Annotated in this window: 20 protein-coding genes; 11 read left to right on the forward strand and 9 right to left on the reverse strand. The window is 67.8% G+C overall.

The window, feature by feature from the left end; all coding sequences use genetic code 11:
* Positions 1-74 precede the first annotated feature (74 nt).
* The 5 genes from ACFFQA_RS07465 to ACFFQA_RS07485 all read right to left on the reverse strand — a co-directional run bounded on the left by ACFFQA_RS07465 (position 75) and on the right by ACFFQA_RS07485 (position 4,260).
* Positions 75-620, reverse strand: a complete 546-nt coding sequence (locus tag ACFFQA_RS07465) for a hypothetical protein (protein ID WP_377850929.1) — start codon at positions 618-620, stop codon at positions 75-77.
* 625 nt (positions 621-1,245) lie between these two features.
* The gene (locus tag ACFFQA_RS07470) at positions 1,246-1,881 is read right to left on the reverse strand and encodes an SMI1/KNR4 family protein (RefSeq protein ID WP_377850930.1); all 636 of its coding nucleotides are present in this window, start codon (positions 1,879-1,881) and stop codon (positions 1,246-1,248) included.
* 621 nt (positions 1,882-2,502) lie between these two features.
* The gene (locus ACFFQA_RS07475) at positions 2,503-2,673 is read right to left on the reverse strand and encodes a hypothetical protein (protein ID WP_377850931.1); all 171 of its coding nucleotides are present in this window, start codon (positions 2,671-2,673) and stop codon (positions 2,503-2,505) included.
* Positions 2,674-2,737: 64 nt separating this feature from the next.
* Positions 2,738-3,352, reverse strand: a complete 615-nt coding sequence (locus ACFFQA_RS07480; protein WP_377850932.1) for a DUF6928 family protein — start codon at positions 3,350-3,352, stop codon at positions 2,738-2,740.
* A gap of 164 nt (positions 3,353-3,516) precedes the next feature.
* Positions 3,517-4,260, reverse strand: coding sequence for a hypothetical protein (locus tag ACFFQA_RS07485; RefSeq protein WP_377850933.1), 744 nt, complete (start codon positions 4,258-4,260; stop codon positions 3,517-3,519).
* A gap of 290 nt (positions 4,261-4,550) precedes the next feature.
* Here ACFFQA_RS07485 and eat point away from each other — a divergent pair, with 290 nt between their 5' ends.
* The 10 genes from eat to ACFFQA_RS07535 all read left to right on the forward strand — a co-directional run bounded on the left by eat (position 4,551) and on the right by ACFFQA_RS07535 (position 14,351).
* Positions 4,551-5,990 (forward strand): ethanolamine permease, encoded by a 1,440-nt coding sequence (eat, locus tag ACFFQA_RS07490; protein WP_377850934.1) that lies wholly within the window; start codon positions 4,551-4,553, stop codon positions 5,988-5,990.
* Positions 5,991-5,999: 9 nt separating this feature from the next.
* Complete coding sequence (locus ACFFQA_RS07495) at positions 6,000-6,737, forward strand: FadR/GntR family transcriptional regulator (protein ID WP_377850935.1); 738 nt, start codon at positions 6,000-6,002, stop codon at positions 6,735-6,737.
* 78 nt (positions 6,738-6,815) lie between these two features.
* Entirely contained in the window at positions 6,816-8,180 is a 1,365-nt protein-coding gene (locus ACFFQA_RS07500) for a glutamine synthetase family protein (protein ID WP_377850936.1), read from the forward strand.
* Positions 8,161-8,892 carry a gamma-glutamyl-gamma-aminobutyrate hydrolase family protein gene (locus ACFFQA_RS07505; RefSeq protein ID WP_377850937.1) on the forward strand — a complete coding sequence of 244 codons (732 nt, stop codon included), beginning with the start codon at positions 8,161-8,163 and terminating at the stop codon, positions 8,890-8,892. Before ACFFQA_RS07500 ends, ACFFQA_RS07505 begins: the two co-directional genes overlap by 20 nt.
* The gene (locus ACFFQA_RS07510; RefSeq protein ID WP_377850938.1) at positions 8,889-10,250 is read left to right on the forward strand and encodes an aldehyde dehydrogenase family protein; all 1,362 of its coding nucleotides are present in this window, start codon (positions 8,889-8,891) and stop codon (positions 10,248-10,250) included. The genes ACFFQA_RS07505 and ACFFQA_RS07510 overlap by 4 nt, the downstream gene beginning before the upstream one ends.
* A gap of 5 nt (positions 10,251-10,255) precedes the next feature.
* On the forward strand, positions 10,256-11,020 hold the full coding sequence (locus ACFFQA_RS07515) for a 3-oxoacyl-ACP reductase (RefSeq protein WP_377850939.1): 765 nt from the start codon (positions 10,256-10,258) through the stop codon (positions 11,018-11,020).
* Between the two features lie 524 nt (positions 11,021-11,544).
* Positions 11,545-12,279, forward strand: a complete 735-nt coding sequence (locus tag ACFFQA_RS07520; RefSeq protein ID WP_377850940.1) for an SDR family NAD(P)-dependent oxidoreductase — start codon at positions 11,545-11,547, stop codon at positions 12,277-12,279.
* Between the two features lie 7 nt (positions 12,280-12,286).
* Complete coding sequence (locus tag ACFFQA_RS07525) at positions 12,287-12,733, forward strand: cupin domain-containing protein (protein WP_377850941.1); 447 nt, start codon at positions 12,287-12,289, stop codon at positions 12,731-12,733.
* Between the two features lie 223 nt (positions 12,734-12,956).
* Positions 12,957-13,562, forward strand: coding sequence for a TetR/AcrR family transcriptional regulator (locus ACFFQA_RS07530; protein WP_377850942.1), 606 nt, complete (start codon positions 12,957-12,959; stop codon positions 13,560-13,562).
* Positions 13,563-13,697: 135 nt separating this feature from the next.
* Entirely contained in the window at positions 13,698-14,351 is a 654-nt protein-coding gene (locus ACFFQA_RS07535) for a biliverdin-producing heme oxygenase (protein ID WP_377850943.1), read from the forward strand.
* 266 nt (positions 14,352-14,617) lie between these two features.
* On the opposite strand, the gene ACFFQA_RS07540 is transcribed toward ACFFQA_RS07535, so the two are convergent.
* Genes ACFFQA_RS07540 through ACFFQA_RS07555 form a run of 4 tightly spaced genes read right to left on the reverse strand, consistent with a single transcriptional unit; the run spans position 14,618 to position 18,243 of the window.
* Positions 14,618-14,845, reverse strand: a complete 228-nt coding sequence (locus ACFFQA_RS07540) for an RNA-binding S4 domain-containing protein (RefSeq protein ID WP_377850945.1) — start codon at positions 14,843-14,845, stop codon at positions 14,618-14,620.
* Positions 14,846-14,853: 8 nt separating this feature from the next.
* On the reverse strand, positions 14,854-15,603 hold the full coding sequence (locus ACFFQA_RS07545; RefSeq protein WP_377850946.1) for a succinate dehydrogenase/fumarate reductase iron-sulfur subunit: 750 nt from the start codon (positions 15,601-15,603) through the stop codon (positions 14,854-14,856).
* Positions 15,600-17,534 (reverse strand): fumarate reductase/succinate dehydrogenase flavoprotein subunit, encoded by a 1,935-nt coding sequence (locus ACFFQA_RS07550; RefSeq protein WP_377850948.1) that lies wholly within the window; start codon positions 17,532-17,534, stop codon positions 15,600-15,602. Before ACFFQA_RS07550 ends, ACFFQA_RS07545 begins: the two co-directional genes overlap by 4 nt.
* A gap of 1 nt (position 17,535) precedes the next feature.
* Positions 17,536-18,243, reverse strand: a complete 708-nt coding sequence (locus ACFFQA_RS07555) for a succinate dehydrogenase cytochrome b subunit (RefSeq protein WP_377850949.1) — start codon at positions 18,241-18,243, stop codon at positions 17,536-17,538.
* 77 nt (positions 18,244-18,320) lie between these two features.
* Between ACFFQA_RS07555 and ACFFQA_RS07560 the strand changes: the two genes are divergently transcribed.
* Entirely contained in the window at positions 18,321-19,247 is a 927-nt protein-coding gene (locus ACFFQA_RS07560; protein ID WP_377850950.1) for a LysR family transcriptional regulator, read from the forward strand.
* Positions 19,248-19,250 lie beyond the last annotated feature (3 nt).

Consider the following 19,250-nt stretch of genomic DNA (forward strand, 5'->3'; position numbering starts at 1 on the left):
CATCTTGCGCGCTACCAGGCCGCCAAGTCGGCATGATTGACAACGTTCCGGCAATCAGGGCATCCCTCTACCAGTCAAGACTGCTCGAACGTTTCCAGGCTGGAGCGATAACCATCCCTTTGAAGCTCTGCGAAAATTTCGACAACAAAATCCGGCAACGCCGCTGAAGTGGGTTCTCCAGAACTGTTAACACTTCCCGGATCGGCATTCCAGTCGATCAGGTGAATCACCACCGAGTACCGCCCAGGGGAAAGCGGAATCTCGGACTTGTCGACCCCGGAGTAGCTACCAACAGCTTCGATGCCACCAATCTCGAGAGCCCCACGTGAGACGAAGAGGTAGGGTTCCGACGAGACAAGCCGATACTCTGACTCTCGCTCGGTCAGTTGCCCCGGAACCTCGACCTCACGCACGTCAGCCTGGAACGCTCCATCGCCGCCGACATTGATCGGTACAAACAGGCCGGACTGGACGAAGCTACGCAGAGCGCTGTCATCCGCAACCTCATCCTCCCAGTTCTCGAACTCCGTGATGTGCGCGAACGCCTCCGGTTGCCACAAGCCGCAGAAACCAGCATCTGTCGTGATCGAGCACGAAGAACCAAGTTCACGAAACTTCACAACCAACCCACTTAACACTTGCAGGCCTATGGGATACCAAGCACGTTAGCGACCGCTTCATGGACCCCAGCAGGACGAAATCCAAGCCGAGAGTTCACTCGGGCAAGGCCTCGTTGAGGGCCACCAGTTCCACTGGCGCACCACCGAGGTGACCAATCGTCGACCTCCTGACAAGCCGCGAAGCTACCCCCAACTCCACCGCACCAGCCTCCTCGTCGCAAACAGGGGAAAGCATGCTCAACTCATCAGCGAGGACGATCGACCAACTCACCGGAACGCCTTCGCAGGTCCGCGGCATCAATAGTGACCGCAGTCTCTTCCGCACCTTCCCATTTTGGACGCGAATGGGGAGCAAATAGGAGCTCGTCTCCGGCATCTATCAAGAACCATGAATCCACACGAAGCAGTAGGACCGACTTTCTAACTGAAACCAACATTTCAAAGGTGGTGACCAGGAAATTTCACCACTTCGACAAGGATCACCACCTCATCTATTTCCAACCAGCATCGAGCCGCGACACACACTCAACCGACGAACGCCTTCCAAGCGGCCACGGATCGGCCGACGCTCTCAGAGTGAAAGTCGTGCTATACACGAAAATCCACTCTCACCGTCGAAATACCGTTACTCGATGACCGAAATCTTGACAGTTGCACCATCGGGAAGGTCCCTGATCTGCGCAGAGAAATCCGCCCGAAAAAGCATGATCTTCGACGCTTCAGCAGCATAGAGATTACAGAGCTCATATCCCCCACCGACCACAAAGGGAATCTTGGGGGTAAGCCTCATTCCCGCCTTCAGCTCTCCGTTAACCTTCTGCCACTCATGAGCTATCGGGTACCCTGCCCAAAGGTCAAAATCGGCCAGAACGACTTCGGCCCAGCTCTCAAGGGAGGACGCGACTTCCTCGACCTCGCCCGTCTCCGCCCGGAACACCCCAATCCCGTCTTCGCTGATAAAAAACTGGTCGCCGAAGACGTCTTCGGCGAAGAAAAAGTATCCCGGGTCAAGCTCAGAGAACCGTTCCCTCCACAGCGAGGGGGTATTCCATTCTTCCGCCGACCGACCATCGACCTGCATCCCCGACGGCAGCGAAGGGAACACATGCAGCGCCGACTCAAAGGCATAGAAGCCGTTCTTCAACGACAGGAGGCTGAGCAACTGCGAAGGAATAGACTTTCCCCATCCCTCCACCGACGGGAGGGACGGGGAGAGAGCAGAGCCGCCGACCTGAACAAGCTTGCTCAACGCACTGGGCACTCATTCACTCTATCGCACATACTCTTACTTTCGCGCCCATGACACGCTCAGCAGCTGCCAAATCAGTAAGCGTAGACGAGCTGCGAATTTTTTCGCGCGATCAGCTCTGCGCCAGCTTTTCCGACGTGCCAGCCAGGTCACCGAGCAGATGCAGGATAGGTATCCCAAACCGTCAGCGACCTCGGATATCTACTGAGCGCATCCGTGGATCATTTCTTTCGCGACGCCGAGCGCCCACAGCAATAGCTCTGGAGGCACCTCGTCCAGCTCGGGTGCAACTACGAGCTTGGCATTGTCCCAGTGATCATCTCCCCTGACAACCACTGCAGCGAAAGCACCTCCGACCAGAGTCTGGTCGTCCCGAAACTCGGCTACATACTCATCGGCAGACACGTCACTGATCCCAACAAAGTCAATAGCTCGACCATGAAAATCCCTCGAACTCAAATCTTCAACCCGCCTCAATCATCAAGAGATCCGGAGAACTTTCCACCAGGGCCGAACCTCGCCCCGCGGCCACTCGATGCGGTCATCCCACCACCTGGGCCAACGCCAGGACGCATCCCACGGGTAGCGGCGCGGCACCAGGTCAGCCCCCTCTCACCACACCACTGCGAGACATCACCGGCCCGAAACGCCACATCCCCGTTGCAGAAGGAACACGGCCACAATGTTTCCGGACACCACGACATCGCTGGCGGGCTCGACGGCCCCGATGCCGGACCGCGTCCGGCTCCCGCTGACCTTGTTGCCGGTGATCTCGATGGCTTTGTTGGGACCGTAGGACTTCACCTAGATCTCCCCCTCACAGTCCTACCCCGTGTTAGGACTGCAAGGAAATTTCTCGAGAGCACACCTACGAGGCGGTCACGAAAGCCGGGATCTCAATTTTCTCAGGATCAATGCAAGAGTCATCTTCGGATCCTTCGAGAATAAAGCAAAAGAACTTCCGCAACGCCTCGTTGCCAAAATCAATTGGATGAAAGGGCAATGCATAGTTCGTTTCGCCCCGAACCGGTCGTTCACCCTTCCAGAAAGGCAACTCGAACGGAAGGCGTTCCCCTCTGTCCTCGATGACTCCAGCTTCCGGAATCACACTCAATGACCTGACGAGATCTCCCCCAGACCAGACGGCGAACGCAGCCCAGTCTTGAGCGCTATGCATAAACACACCATATGCGTCCCTTCCTGCCGCCAACCGAGATATCTGTTCGGTCAACTCACTGGGACGGTTACGCGCGAGCCCACGGCAACAGAAAACCTCAAAACCGGGAAAGCTTGCCACACACGCCACCCCAGAGTCAGGCCAAACAGCCAGGTCGAGCGCAAGAAGGCCCGTTTCATTCACTGCGGCACCGAGAACGCTTTCCGCGAGCTTTTTCGACTTGGCACGATCGATCTCAGGAGTACCCTGAAAAGCCTTCTTTGAGTCCACCCCTGCAAAGACAACCAGAGCAGCTTTCGATCCCATCGAACACCTCTCAGTTCTCCCGATCACACCTTCCCAGAAAGCCTTCCTCATGGTCTTCTGTTCCGACGTCGGAGACGCTGTCGCCACCGGAAGGTGGGTGACCGTCGCACCGAGAACGAGCCAGGCCCTGTTCCGAACGACAGGGACCGGCCAGACCTGTGAAATCAGGAAAAGAGAACGCGGATCTCGTACCAGTAGATCGGCGACCGGTTCCCAGCCCGATCGACCGAACGGACCGTCAGGAAGGTCGTACCTTCCTTGGTCGGCGCCCAGGTCACCGAAGCCTCACCGCCGAGCCCGCTCGCGTCGACCCGGGTCGAGGGATTCGCTCCGTCACCGGAGAACGAGTACAGGTAGTGCTGGACGTCGGCGTTTCCGTTGGCGCGGAACGTGAAGGTGCCGGGCCTTCCCACACCGAGCGTGGGCGTCGCCTCCGGATACTCCACAGAGGACACCGAAGGCTTGCCGGGTGCCACGCTGTCGACCTCGAACTCACAGAACCGCGACCACGTCCGGCCACTGTCGTCACCGGCCCAGAGATGCCAGGTGTAGACCTGACCGTCCTCCACGACACCGGGGCTCACGGTGACGCTGGCGACCGAACCGGACGGGACGGACGTGACGCGCTGCTCGTTGCCGTCCCACGTGTGGTTTTCGGCGGTTCCGCGCAACACCCGGAATCCCGCGTCCATCCAACTGCCGTCCTCGTCGGTCAGCAGAGCACGGAGCTCAGGCGTCCTGGTGTGGACGAAGGGCCGGCCGGAGCCGACGACGCACGGGATGAGCCCGCTCTCCATCCCGAGTTCCGACGGCGCGTTCGGCGGACTGCCCGCCGCTGCGAACGCGATCGGCGCCTGGATCAACGAGAGCCCGACCACCAACGCGGACAGGCGTCGGAAAAAGGACATGCGGACATGCCGAACAGGACTGGTGCGCACTGCTACTCCCCCTACAACACAACACGAAGTTGGTCGCGAGCCCCCCATAGCGCGCAAACCACCGCAAAAGCCGGGATAGCTTCGCCTTGAACTCGCATGGAGCGCAATCAGCCGTTCGGACGACGGTCGGGGTGCCGCGCCGCGAGTGGACCTTGACAGGGTGTCAGGGGTTTGTAACCTCGCTCACACGCGATGGCAATGGTCTAACTCTTGACTATTTGACGGCCTGGGCGGCAGGTCGACGCGGTGGGAGGAAGCCGGTGGGCAGAGACACGCACTACGACGACGTCGGCCAGGGGTACTTGGCGAAGCGGCAGCTCCGCACCGGCCGCGCCGGGTGGGTGCTGCTGGCCGGGCTCGGCGTGTCCTACGTGATCTCCGGCGACTACTCGGGGTGGAACTCCGGGCTGGCGCAGGGCGGGTGGGGCGGGCTGCTGCTGGCCACCGCGTGCATGGCGCTGATGTACACCTGCATGGTCTTCGGCCTGGCGGAGATGGCATCGGCGATGCCGGTCGCGGGCGCGGGGTACGGCTTCGCGCGGCGGGCGCTCGGGCCACTGGGCGGCTTCGCCACCGGGACCGCGATCCTCATCGAGTACACGATCGCGCCCGCCGCCATCGTCGTGTTCATCGGCGGCTACGTCGAGTCGCTCGGCCTGTTCGGGCTGACGAACTCGTGGCCGGTCTACCTCGCCTGCTACGTGGTCTTCGTTGGCGTGCACCTGTACGGCGTCGGCGAGGCGCTGCGGCTGATGTTCGTGATCACCGCGGTCGCCGTCGTCGGGCTCGGCGTCTTCGTCGTCGGCATGCTGCCCACGGTGGAGTGGTCCAAGCTGTTCGACATCGCGCCGACGGATGCCTTGGGCGCCAGTCCTTTCCTGCCGTTCGGCGTCGCCGGGGTGCTGGCCGCTTTCGTGTACGGGATCTGGTTCTTCCTCGCCGTGGAAGGAGTTCCGCTCGCCGCGGAGGAGGCGCGCGACCCCAGCAAGGACATGCCGCGCGGGATCGTGGCAGCGATGCTGGTGCTGCTGGTGTTCGCCGCGTTCATCCTCGTCGTCGCGCCCGGTGGCGCTGGCAGCAAGGCGCTGATGACCTCGGACAACCCGCTGGTGCACGCGTTGCGCACCGCGTACGGCGGCAACCCGGTCATCGCCGATGTGGTCAACTACATCGGCCTTGCCGGACTCGTCGCGAGCTTCTTCTCCATCATCTACGGGTACTCGCGGCAGCTGTTCGCCCTGTCCCGCGCGGGTTATCTGCCCCGCTCGCTGTCGCTGACCGGGCGCCGCAAGACGCCGTACCTCGCGCTGCTGATCCCGGCGACGATCGGCTTCGCGCTGGCTGCGATCACCCAGAACGGCGCGAAGCTCATCAACATCGCGGTGTTCGGGGCCGCGGTGTCCTACGTGCTGCTGATGGTCTCGCACATCGTGCTGCGGGTGCGCGAGCCGAACCTGCCCCGGCCGTACCGGACGCCCGGCGGGATCGTCACGACGAGCATCGCGCTCGTGCTCGCGTGCGCCGCCGTGGTGGCGACCTTCCTCGTGGACATCGCCGCGGCCGGGATCACCGCGGGGATCCTCGTCGCGGCGCTGGCGTACTTCTGGTTCTACAGCCGCCACCGGCTCGTCGCGCAGGCGCCGGAGGAGGAGTTCGAGGCGATCCGCCGTGCCGAGGCCGAGCTCGGCGATCCCGCCTAGGGTCAGGGCATGTCCGAGCACCCGAGCAGCTTCGCCGACCTGGCGGTGTTCCGGCCGGTCCGCAGCGGCAACGCCTTCGAGGAGGCCGTCGAGCGCATCCTCCAGGCCATCAAGCTGGGCGTCGTGCCGACCGGCGAGCGGCTGCCGCCGGAGCGCGAGCTGTCCGCGCGCCTGGGGGTCAGCAGGATGACGCTGCGCGAGGCGATCAGGGCGCTGCAGCAGGCCGGGTACGTGGAGTCGCGACGGGGACGCTTCGGCGGCACGTTCGTGGCCTACCGGTCCAGCTCGGCGCCGCACGACCCGGACGCGCTGGCGAAGGTGGTCGCGGGCATGTCGAGCGGCATGGAGGACGTGCTGACCTACCGGTGGGTGCTGGAGGTCGGGGCGGCGCGCGCCGCGGCCGCGCGGACGCTGACCGCACGGGACCGCGAGCACCTGGTGACCATCCAGGCCGAGGTGGAGTCCTCCGGCGAGGACACCTACCGGCAGCTCGACTCGCGGCTGCACCTGGCGATCGCCGAGATCACCGGGTCACCGTCGCTGGCGTCGGCGCTGGCCGACAACCGGATGCGGGTCAACGAGCTGCTGGACGCGATCCCCCTGCTGCGGCACAACATCGAGCACTCGCACAGCCAGCACCGGGCCATCGTGCAGGCGATCCTGTCCGGCAACGCCGACCAGGCGGGCACGGCGATGGCCGAACACCTGGAGGGAACCGCCGCGCTCCTGCGGGGCTTCCTGTCCTGAAACGCCCAGTCCGTCTTGACATCCACCGGACCCCACAGCACGCTGCAAAGGTCCAGTGCTAGACCATTGGAGGCGCCCGTGTCGAACAGTCCGGCCCCGCTGTCCGTCGACCAGCTGCGGGAGCTGGTCGACCGCGGCGAGATCGACACCGTCGTGCTGGCGATGACCGACATGCAGGGCAGGCTCCAGGGCAAGCGCCTGGACGCGCGGCACTTCCTCGACGACGTGCTGCCGCACCACGCCGAGGCGTGCAACTACCTGCTCGCCGTCGACGTCGAGATGTCCACTGTGGACGGCTATGCGATGTCCTCGTGGGAGACCGGGTACGGCGACTTCACCCTCGACCCGGATCTGAGCACGCTGCGCCGCACGCCGTGGCAGCCGGGAACGGCCCTGGTGCTCGCCGACGTGCGCTGGGAGGACGGCAGCCCGGTCGCCGCGTCGCCGAGGCAGGTCCTGCGCGCGCAGCTGGACCGGCTGGCCGCGCGCGGGCTGACCGCGATGGTCGGCACCGAGCTGGAGTTCATTGTCTTCCGCGACAGTTACGAGCAGGCCTGGGACAAGGGCTACGACGAACTCGTCCCGGCCAACCAGTACAACGTGGACTACTCGCTGCTGGGCACCGCGCGGGTGGAGCCGCTGCTGCGCGCCATCCGCACCGGCATGTCCGGCGCGGGCATGCGGGTCGAGTCGGCGAAGGGCGAGTGCAACCTCGGACAGCACGAGATCGTCTTCCGCTACGCCGACGCGCTGACCACCTGCGACAACCACGGCCTGTACAAGAACGGCGCCAAGGAGATCGCGGCGCAGCAGGGCATGAGCCTGACGTTCATGGCCAAGTACGACCAGCGCGAGGGCAACTCCTGCCACATCCACATCAGCCTGCGCGGAACCGACGGCGAGCTGGTCTTCGCCGGGGACCGTCCACACGGGATGTCCGCAATGGCAGAGCACTTCCTCGCGGGCCAGCTGGCCGCGCTGCGCGAGCTGACCCTGCTGTTCGCGCCGAACATCAACTCCTACAAGCGCTTCGTGCCCGGGAGCTTCGCGCCGACCGCCGTCGCGTGGGGCCGCGACAACCGGACCTGCGCGCTGCGCCTGGTCGGCAAGGGCGCGGGACTGCGGGTGGAGAACCGCGTGCCGGGCGGCGACGTCAACCCCTACCTGGCGGTGGCCGGGCTGATCGCGGCCGGGCTCCACGGCATCGACAACGAGCTGCCCCTGCCCGAGGCGCTCACCGGCAACGCCTACGCCAGCGACGCCGAGCGGGTGCCGACGACCCTGCGCGAGGCCGCGGAGCTGTTCGGCGCCAGCGAGATCGCTCGCTCGGCCTTCGGCGACGAGGTCGTCGAGCACTACGTCAACGCCGCGCGGGTGGAACAGGCGGCCTTCGACGCGGCCGTCACGGACTGGGAGCGGGTACGTGGTTTCGAACGCCTCTGAGCCGCTGATCGGGATCAGCACCTATCTGGAGGAGACCAGCTGGGGCGACTGGCGCCGCCGCGCCGCGCTGCTGCCGGAGAACTACATCAGCGCGGTGACGAGGACCGGCGCGATCCCTGTGCTGCTGCCGCCGGTGGACGCCGACGCGACCGCGGTGGTGCGCAGGCTGGACGGGCTGCTGCTCGCCGGTGGAGCGGACCTGACGCCGCAGAGCTATGGCGCACAACCACATCCGAAGACCGTGGGTATCCGGCCGGAGCGGGACTGCTGGGAGCACGAGCTGCTCAACGCCGCGCTCGTCGCGGACCTTCCGGTGCTCGCGGTGTGCCGGGGAGCGCAGCTGCTCAACGTGGCGTGCGGCGGGACCCTGCACCAGCACCTGCCGGAGGTGGTCGGGCACGACGCGCACCGGCCCTCCCCCGGCGACTTCGGGCCGATGGCCGTGCGGCTGGACGACCAGCGGCTGCCGGGAAGCGTGCTCGGCGGCCAGGTCAAGGTGTGCTGCTACCACCACCAGTCGCTGGACCGGATCGGCGACGGGCTGCTCGCGAGCGGCTGGGCCGAGGACGGCACCGTCGAGGCGGTCGTGCTGCCGGGGCGCGAGTTCGTGGTGGGTGTGCAGTGGCACCCCGAGGAGACGTTGGACGACGTGAGGTTGTTCGCCGCTTTCGCCGACGCGGCGCGGCGGTACGGCGCGAGGAGGATGGCGTGACAGTGCACGAGGTCGTCAACCCGGCCACCGAAGAGGTGGTCACCGAGGTCGAGCTGCTCGACGAGACGGCGACGGACGCGGCGATCGACCGCGCGGTGAAGGCCGGGGAGTCCTGGCGCGCGGTTGCCCCCGGCGACCGCGCCCGGCTGCTGGCGCGCTTCGCCGACGCGGTGGAGGCCGACCTGGAGAACCTGGCGCGGCTGGAGGTCACCAACTCCGGGCACACGCTGGGCAACGCGCGCTGGGAGGCGGGCAACGTCCGCGATGTGCTGCGCTACTTCTCCGGAGCGCCGGAACGCCTGTTCGGCAGGCAGATCCCGGTCTCCGGCGGACTGGACGTGACCTTCCGCGAGCCGCTGGGCGTCGTCGGGATCATCGTGCCGTGGAACTTCCCGATGCCGATCGCGTCGTGGGGCTTCGCGCCAGCACTGGCCGCGGGCAACACGGTGGTGCTCAAGCCCGCCGAGCTGACCCCGCTGACGGCACTGCGGCTGGCCGAGCTGGCGCGGTCGGCGGGGGTTCCCGAGGACGTCTTCCAGGTGCTGCCTGGCCGTGGATCGGTTGTGGGACAGCGGTTCGTCACCCATCCGGCCGTGCGCAAGGTGGTCTTCACCGGCTCGACGACGGTCGGCAAGCAGATCATGGCGGGCTGCGCGGACCAGGTGAAGCGGGTGACCCTGGAGCTGGGCGGCAAGAGCGCCAACATCGTCTTCGCCGACTCCGACCTGGAGAAGGCGGCGGCGACCGCGCCGTACGGCGTCTTCGACAACGCGGGCCAGGACTGCTGCGCGCGCTCGCGCATCCTGGTGCAGCGCAGTGTCTACGATCGGTTCCTCGAACTGCTGGAACCCGCCGTCCAGGGCGTCCGCGTCCAAGATCCGTCCACTGAGGACAGTGAGATGGGGCCGCTGATCTCGGCCGCGCAACGGGAGCGCGTGGAGTCCTATGTGGACCCAGATCGCGTCGCGTTCCGTGGCTCCTGCCCCTCAGGATCGGGTTTCTGGTACCCGCCAACGGTCCTGCTGCCCGCCGACGAGCGGGACAGGGCCTGGCGGGAGGAAGTCTTCGGGCCGGTCGTGTCGGTGCTGCCCTTCGAGGACGAGGCGGACGCGGTCCGGATGGCCAACGACACCGAGTACGGCCTGTCCGGCTCGATCTGGACCCGCGACGTGGGGCGGGCGCTGCGGGTCTCCCGCGCGGTCGACGCGGGCAACCTCTCGGTGAACTCGCACTCCTCGGTGCGGTTCTGGACCCCCTTCGGCGGCTTCAAGCAGTCCGGGCTCGGCCGCGAGCTCGGCCCGGACGCGCTGGACGGGTTCACCGAGGTCAAGAACGTGTTCGTGGCAACGGAGGAATGAGGGTCATGCAACGTCTCCAGGACAGGGTCGCCGTGATCACCGGCGGGGCCAGCGGCATCGGCCTCGCCACGGCGAGGCGCTTCGCCGAGGAGGGCGCGAAGGTCGTGGTCGTCGACCTCGACGAGACCGCGGGCAAGGCGGCCGCCGAGGAGGTCGGCGGCGACTTCCACCGCGCCGACGTGGCCGACGAGGACCAGGTCCGCGAGCTTTACGCGGCGGTGCACGCCCAGCACGGCCGGATCGACATCGCCTTCAACAACGCGGGGATCTCGCCGCCGGAGGACGACTCGATCCTCACCACGGGCATCGAGGCGTGGCAGCGGGTGCAGCAGATCAACCTGACCTCGGTCTACCTGTGCTGCAAGTACGTGCTGCCGTACATGCGGCAGGCGGGCAAGGGTTCGATCATCAACACCGCGTCGTTCGTGGCGGTGATGGGCGCGGCGACCTCGCAGATCTCCTACACGGCCTCCAAGGGTGGCGTGCTCGCGATGAGCCGCGAGCTGGGCGTGCAGTTCGCCCGCGAGGGCATCCGCGTCAACGCCCTGTGCCCCGGCCCGGTGAACACGCCGCTGTTGCGGGAGCTGTTCGCGAAGGACCCGGAGCGCGCGGCGCGGCGGCTGGTGCACGTGCCGATGGGTCGCTTCGCCGAAGCCACCGAGATCGCGGGCGCGGTGGCGTTCCTGGCCAGCGACGACTCGTCGTTCATCACCGCGTCGCAGTTCCTGGTCGACGGCGGTATCGCCGGCGCCTACGTCACTCCGCTGTAGTGGTCCGGGTTCGCGTTGTGGCTCACGGGGTTGCCACGACGCGAACCCGGTCAGCGTGGGTTGTGGTGGTGCCTGCCGTTGTAGGACGGACTCGGCGGACTCGACGTTCTCGTGCTCGCTGTCGAGACCGGCGCGCTCGCTCGTGACCTTGTCCAGGCGGCCGTCGCAGCCCAGCGCGGACCTGGCGGAGCGGCGCACCGCCCCCGTGTCCCGGTGCGTGCGCGTGGCGCTGGCTGGCGTGGTCGGTGTTCTCGCGTTTTGTAGCCTTAATGCGCGAAAGAGCGCTCCAAAATCGCGTTAAGGCTACAAAACGCGAAACGTGGGGCACGCGTCGTGGGCTTGGGGTGAAGGGGGCGGGCGGTCGGCAGGGTGGTGCCGCTACGTGCAGGACACGGCCTAGCCAGTTCGCCCGGCTCGTCCGTCTCGCTTCGCCTCCGGACGCACCAGGGGCCCGGCCGCCGCTGTCGGTCGGTTCATGGACAACCGGGCGCGGCCGGAGCAGTGCGGCGGCGATAATCGACGGCATGATCAACCTCAAGGGTCAGCGGGTGCTCGTGACCGGCGCGGGCGGCAACATCGGCGCGGGCATCGCCAGGCGGTTCGCCGCCGCCGGAGCCGAGGTCGTCGCGCACTACCGGCACAGCGCCGAGGCCGCGACCGCGCTGGCCGAGGAGATCGGCGGCAGCACCGTGCGGGCCGACCTCACCGATCCCGCGCAGGTCGAGGCCATGGTGGAGCGGGTGGGCACCGTCGACGTCCTGGTCAACAACGCCGCCGTGCAGTCCGTCTGCCCGCTCCGGGAGCTCTCCACGAGCGAGTGGCGCGAGATCTTCGACGCCAACCTGCACGCCGTCTTCACGCTGACCCAGGCCGTGGTGCGCCGCCTGCTCGACGAGGGCCGGCCCGGATCGGTCATCGCGATCTCCTCCATCGAGGGCGACCAGCCCGCAGCGGGCCACGCCGCCTACGCCAGCGCCAAGGCCGCGATGAACATGCACACCAGGGCCTCCGCATTGGAGTACGGTCGCGACGGCATCCGCTTCAACACCGTCTCCCCCGGCTTCATCGGCCGCCCCGGCATCGACGAGCACTGGCCGGAGGGGGTGGCGCGGTGGCACGCCGCCGCCCCGCTGCACCGGCTCGGCACTCCCGAGGACGTGGGCAACGCGTGCGTGTTCCTCGCCTCGCCGCTCGCGGAGTGGATCACGGGGCAGAACCTCGCGGTGGACGGCGGAGTGTCAACGCACCCGACCTGGTAGGGGAAACGTGACGTACCAAGAGATCGTCGACGCGCTCGGGCTCCAGCCGCTCCCGGTCGAGGGCGGGTTCTGGGGACAGACCTGGCTCAGCGAGGACTGTTCGGGCATCTACTACCTGATGACCGCCGAGGACTTCTCCGGGATGCACCGGCTCAAGCACCTGGAGATCTTCAGCTACCACGCGGGCGCCCCGGCGCAGATGGTGCTGCTGCACCCCGACGGACGGGTGGAGCGCCCGGTGCTCGGCCCCGACCTCGCCAAGGGGCAGCGGCCGCAGGTCGTGGTGCCGCCCGGGGTCTGGCAGGGCAGCCGCACCACCGGTGAGTGGAGCCTGCTCGGCACGTTCATGTCGCCGCCGTACTCCGACGACGCCGTGGAGTTCGGCCGCGCCGACGAGCTCGGCGTCGCCTACCCGGCGCACGCCGAGGAGATCTGCTCGCTCTGCCGCTTCTAGCGCCCGGCGCCCCGGCGTTCCCCGGGGTTCTCGCGGGGTTCTCGCGTTTTGTCACCTTGATGCGCGAAAGAGCGCTCTCATTTCGCATTGAGGTGACAAAACGCGAACGGTGGGGCGCGAGTGGCGGGCGCCGGGCACGGCCTGGCCCCGGCGGTTCGACGCCGCCAGGCGCTCCTTCCCGAGAGGTGCGGGGCACCGCTGGCCAGGGCGGTATCCTGGCGGCGTGCCGAAGATCATCGGGGGGTCCCTCGCCGCGCACCGGGAACAGACCCGGCAGCGGATCTTCGACGCGTTCGCCGGGCTGATGTACGAGCGCGGTTTCGACCGGATCACCCTCGCCGACATCGCCTCGTCGGCCGGGGTCGGGCGCACCGCGATGTACAACCACTTCCCGGACAAGGAGTCGCTGCTCGTCGCCTACGCGGCGGCCGAGACCGAGCGCTACGTGGTCGAGCTGCGCGCCGCGCTGTCCGAAGTGGACAACCCGGTGGAGCGGCTCGCCACCTACGTGCGCTTCCAGCTGCGCGAGGTCGCCGCGCACCACATCCCGCCCGGCCCCGCGCTGCGCTCGCTGCTGCCGCAGTCGGCCTACGGCCAGGTCGTCGAGCACGTGCGCGATCTGGAGCAGGAGCTGCGTGGCGTCCTGCGCAGTGGGATCGACCAGGGCTACCTGCCGGAGGGGGACGTGGACGGGCTGATCCCGCTCATCAACGCGTGCCTGTCCGGCGGCGCCGGGGACGCCGAGCTGACGACCCTGTTCGTGCTGCGCGCGGTGGGTGCGCGGCTGGCGGCGGACGGGTCCGCCCGCAAGCTCCCGCGCAAGCGCTGAGCCACTCCGATCGGAGCATTGCCACCCGCTCGCCCAGCGGGTTAGGTTTGCCTAACAAGCGCGCCGCTTCCTGACATGTCGTCAGAATGATGTGACATACTGTCAGAACAACCCGTGTTCGACTCGGAGGCCGCGATGACGAGTACCGACGCCCGCCCCGGTTTCGCCGAGCTGATCAAGGACGTGACCAGCGATGCGCACCGCAGGGCGGAGCGGACCTCGATCATCGGCGCGCTGGCGGACGGGAAGCTGCCGGTCGAGGGCTACACGGCCATGATCGCCCAGCACTACTTCTTCTACGAGGCCCTGGAGCGGGCCGCCGAGGTCATGCGCGCCGACCCGGTCGCCGGGGTCTTCGTCCACGACGAGCTCACCCGCCTGCCCGCGCTGGCCAAGGACCTCACCGCGCTGGCGGGACCGGACTGGCGGGACCGGATCACGCCGGGCGAGGCGACGCTGCGCTACTGCGCGCGCATCCACGAGGTCTGCTTCGAGTGGGCGGGCGGGTTCGTCGCGCACCACTACACGCGCTACCTGGGCGACCTGTCCGGCGGGCAGATCCTGCGCGCGCTGCTCAACCGCCACCTCGGCCTGACCGAGGAGACCGGGCTGTCCTTCTACGTCTTCCCCGGCATCCCGAAGACGCCGGTGTTCAAGGCGCGCTACCGGCAGCTGCTGGACGACGCCCCGTGGGACGCGGCCGAGCAGCGCCGCATCGCCGAGGAGTCCAGACTGGCCTTCGAGCTCAACACCGCGATCTTCGAAGAGCTCGGCGCGCGCTTCTGCTAGTCCCCGTTCTCCCAGCACTCACAGAACACGGCCAAGCCGCACTCCGACCCTCACACCCACAGCCCGCCAGGCCGCGCGCCCCTCGTTGCGCTCCTCGTTCGCACTACGAACCCGCCCGCGAACCCGCCCACCCGGGCCCCTTAGTTCGCGTTTTGTACGCTTAATGCGAATTGGGAGCGCTCTTTCGCGCAATAAGGTGACAAAACGCGAAAACCCGACCACGCCAGCCCGCGGGCACCGCGGCGGGGTGGTTCAGCGGAGAAGGTCTACGCCGACCGTGAGACGAGGCGGGCCTTCTCGCCGAGCACCGCGATGACGTCGCCGGGGGCGAGCTGCTTGCCGCGCCTGGTCTCCTCGCGGCCGTTCACGGTGACCTCGCCCTCCTCGATCAGCGTCCGCGCGTGCACGCCGTCCTCGGCGAGCCCGGCCAGCTTCAGGAACTGGCCGAGCCGGATGGACTCGTCGGAGATCTCCACTTCGCGGATGCCGCTCATGGCTCCATCTAACGCTGCGAACGCAACGAAGCCCGCAGCAGGTCCCGGTTGAGCCGCCCGATGGACTCCAGCGGAATCCCCTTCGGGCACACCGCGGTGCACTCGCCGGTGTTGGTGCAGCCGCCGAAGCCCAGCTCGTCGTGCGCCTCGACCATGTCGAGCACCCGCGAGTCCCGTTCCGGCTGTCCCTGCGGCAGCACGCTCAGGTGGGTGATCTTCGCGGCGGTGAACAGCATGCCGGAGCCGTTGGGGCAGGCCGCGACGCAGGCGCCGCAGCCGATGCACGCGGCGGACTCGAATGCGGTGTCCGCGTCGGGTTTGGGCACCGGCACGGCGTGCGCGTCCGGGGCGCTGCCGGTCGGGGCGCTGATGTAGCCGCCCGCCTCGATGATCCGGTCGAAGGCCGAGCGGTCGACGACGAGGTCCTTGACCACCGGGAAGGGCTTGGCGCGCCACGGTTCGATGGTGATCGTCGCGCCGTCGGAGAAGTGCCGCATGTGCAGCTGGCAGGCGGTGGTTGCCCGCTCGGGGCCGTGCGCGACGCCGTTGATCATCATGCCGCACATGCCGCAGATGCCCTCGCGGCAGTCGTGGTCGAAGGCGACGGGCTCGTCCCCTGCGAGGACCAGCTCCTCGTTGAGCACGTCCAGCATCTCCAGGAACGACATGTCCTCGGAGACGTCGTCGAGGCGGTAGTCGACGAGGCGACCGGAGTCCTCCGATGTGGACTGTCGCCAGATCCGCAGTGTCAGTCTCACTTGTAGCTCCGTTGCGTCGGCTCGACGTGGTCGAAGGTCAGCTGTTCGCGGTGCAGCACGGGCGGTTGCCCCTGCCCGGCGAACTCCCACGCGGCGACGTAGTCGAAGTTCTCGTCGTCGCGCCTGGCCTCGCCGTCGGGGGTCTGGCTCTCCGCGCGGAAGTGCCCGCCGCAGGACTCGGTGCGGTGCAACGCGTCCACGCACATCAGCTCGGCGAGCTCGAAGAAGTCCGCGACACGGCCCGCCTTCTCCAGCGACTGGTTCAGCCCCTCCCCGGTTCCGGGGACCTTCACCCGCCGCCAGAACTCCTCGCGCAGCGCGGGGATCAGCTCCAGCGCCTTGCGCAGCCCCTCCTCGGTGCGCTCCATCCCGCAGTGCTCCCACATGATGTGGCCGAGCTCGCGGTGGAAGGAGTCCACCGTGCGGTCGCCGTTGACCAGCAGCAGCGCGGTGATCCGGTCCACCACCTGCGAGACCGCGGCCTCGACGTCGGGGTGCTCGTCGGTGACCGGCTCGAAGGGGCCTGCGGCGAGGTAGTCGCCGATCGTGTTGGGCAGCACGAAGTACCCGTCGGCGAGGCCCTGCATCAGCGCGCTCGCGCCGAGGCGGTTCGCGCCGTGGTCGGAGAAGTTGGCCTCGCCGATCACGAACAGGCCGGGGATCGTGCTGCGCAGGTCGTAGTCGACCCACAGCCCGCCCATCGTGTAGTGCACGGCGGGGTAGATGCGCATCGGCACCTGGTACGGGTCCTCGCCGGTGATGCGCTGGTACATCTCGAAGAGGTTGCCGTACTTGGCTTCGACGGCCGACCGCCCCAGCCGCTTGATCGCGTCGGCGAAGTCCAGGTACACGCCGAGCCCGCCGGGACCGACGCCGCGCCCCTCGTCGCAGACGTGCTTGGCGGCCCGCGAGGCGATGTCACGCGGGACAAGGTTGCCGAAGCTCGGGTAGATCCGCTCCAGGTAGTAGTCCCGCTCGTCCTCGGGAATGTCGTTGGCGGCACGGGAGTCGCCGCCCTGCTTCGGCACCCACACCCGGCCGTCGTTGCGCAACGACTCGCTCATCAGGGTGAGCTTGGACTGGTGCTCACCGCTGACCGGGATGCACGTCGGGTGGATCTGCGTGTAGCACGGGTTCGCCATCAGCGCTCCGCGCCGATGCGCTCGCCAGATGGCGGTCGTGTTGCAGCCCTTGGCATTCGTGGAGAGGTAGAACGCGTTGCCGTACCCACCGGTCGCCAGCACCACCGCGTCGGCGAAGTGCGTGGAGACCTCGCCGGTCACCAGGTCGCGCACCACGATGCCCCGCGCGCGGCCGTCGACGACGACGAGGTCGAGCATCTCGGTGCGCGGGTGCATCTCCACCCGACCGGCCGCGATCTGCCGGGACAGGGCCTGGTACGCGCCGAGCAGCAGCTGCTGCCCGGTCTGGCCACGGGCGTAGAAGGTGCGCGAGACCTGTGCGCCGCCGAAGGAACGCGTGTCCAGCAGGCCGCCGTACTCGCGGGCGAAGGGCACGCCCTGCGCGACGCACTGGTCGATGATCTCCACGCTGATCTGCGCGAGTCTGTACACATTGGACTCCCGGGCGCGGAAGTCACCGCCCTTCACCGTGTCGTAGAACAACCGATAGATGCTGTCGCCGTCGTTGCGGTAGTTCTTGGCCGCGTTGATGCCGCCTTGCGCCGCGATGCTGTGCGCTCGGCGCGGACTGTCCTGGTAGCAGAAGGACTTGACGTTGTAGCCGAGCTCGCCGAGCGTCGCGGCGGCCGAGCCACCCGCGAGACCGGTGCCGACCACGATCACCGTCAGCTTGCGCTTGTTGGCCGGGTTGACCAGCTTCGCGCCGAACCTCCTGCGGTCCCACCGGGTCTCGATCGGGCCGTCCGGGGCCTTCTCGTCGACGATCGGCTCACCCTCGGTGTAGAACATCTCACCTCACCAACCCGAACTGGACAGCGAACGGAACGGACAGATAGCCGACGCAGATCACCACGGCGACACCGAGCGCGATCGCCCGCAACGAGCGCTCGCGGCGGGCGTTGGAGACGCCGAGGCTCTGCAACGCGCTCCAGACTCCGTGCCGGATGTGCAGGCCGAGCGCCAGAACCGCCACGGTGTAGGCCAGGGTCACGTACCAGAGCTGGAAGTCGGCCGTGACGTTGCGGTAGACCTCGCCGTGCACCCCGTGCGGGTTGAGCACCCCGACCGTCAGGTCGAGGAGGTGGTAGACGACGAACAGCACGATGATCACGCCGCCCCAGCGCATGGTGCGCGCGGCGTAGCTGCCCTGCACCGGCTTGCGGCTGCGGTACGCCTCCGGCCGGGCGGCGCTCGCGCGGCGAGCGAGCTGCACGGCGGCGGTCATGTGCAGCGCGATCATCACGACCAGTCCGATGCGCAACGCCCACAGCACGCCCTCGTTGCCGAGGAGCGCGGAGCCGATGGAGCGCAGCCAGCGGGCGTAGCCGTCCATCGACTCGGGGCCGACGAAGACCTTGAGGTTGCCGACCATGTGGGCGACGACGAACAGCAGCAGGCCGACGCCGGTGACGGCCATGACGGCCTTCTTGCCGACGGTGGAGCTCCACAGCCTGCCGACCGTCGTTCGTGGTGGGGTGGTTCGGGACGCGACGGGCACAAGCCGACGCTAGGAGCGCCGGTTTCGATAAGTCCAATACATCGTCAGACTCATCTCGATAGCGCTAGGCTATTGAAATGACGTTGCAGCAGCTCAGGTACTTCCTCGCGGTGGCCCGGACCCGCCATTTCACCAGGGCCGCCGAGGAGGCCGGTGTGGCGCAACCCTCACTGAGCAAGCAGGTGCGCGCCCTGGAGGACGAGCTCGGCGCGGAGCTGTTCACCCGCGTGCGCGGCAACATCGCGCTCACCGCGGCGGGCGAGGCGCTGCTGCCGATCGCCGAGCGCATCCTGTCCGATGTGGACACCGCGAGCCTTGAGGTCCAGGAGCTGGCGGGCCTGCGCCGCGGCCGTGTCCGGGTCGGTGCCCCGCCGAGCCTGTGCGCCAGCCTGTTCGCCGACGTGCTGCGGCGCTTCCACGACAGCTACCCGGGAATCCGGCTGCTGGTGGAGGAGGGCGGCTCGCAGGACCTGGTCGGCGCGCTGAACCGGGGCGAGCTGGACCTGGCGCTGGTGATCGCCTCGGAGCCGCACACGCCGGAGCAGCTGACGAGCACGCCCATCCTGCGCGAAGACCTGGTGGTGGCCTCCCCCGCGGCAGCGCCGCCACCGACCACGCGCAGGCACCTGCGGCTCACCGACCTCCGCGACCGCCCGCTGGTGATGTTCCGCCAGGGCTACGACCTGCGCCAGGTCACCCTGGAGGCGTGCCACCGCGCGGGCTTCGAGCCCACCTTCGCGGTGGAGGGCGGCGAGATGGACGCGGTGCTGCGCTTCGTGGAGGCGGGTCTGGGCCTGGCGATCGTGCCGAGCATGGTCCTCGCCGCGCGCCCGGCGCTGCGGGGAACCCCGTTGGCGCCGCCGGGGATGAGCCGCACCATCGCGCTGGCGCAGCGCACCGACATCACCCCGACCAACGCGGGCCGGGCCTTCCGCTCGACCCTGCTCGACCACCTCACCACAGCCACCGGCACCCTCCCCACCGGCGTCCGCTCCCTGGTCTGACCG

It is taken from the genome of Allokutzneria oryzae, assembly GCF_042429765.1.
Lineage (GTDB): Bacteria > Actinomycetota > Actinomycetes > Mycobacteriales > Pseudonocardiaceae > Allokutzneria > Allokutzneria oryzae.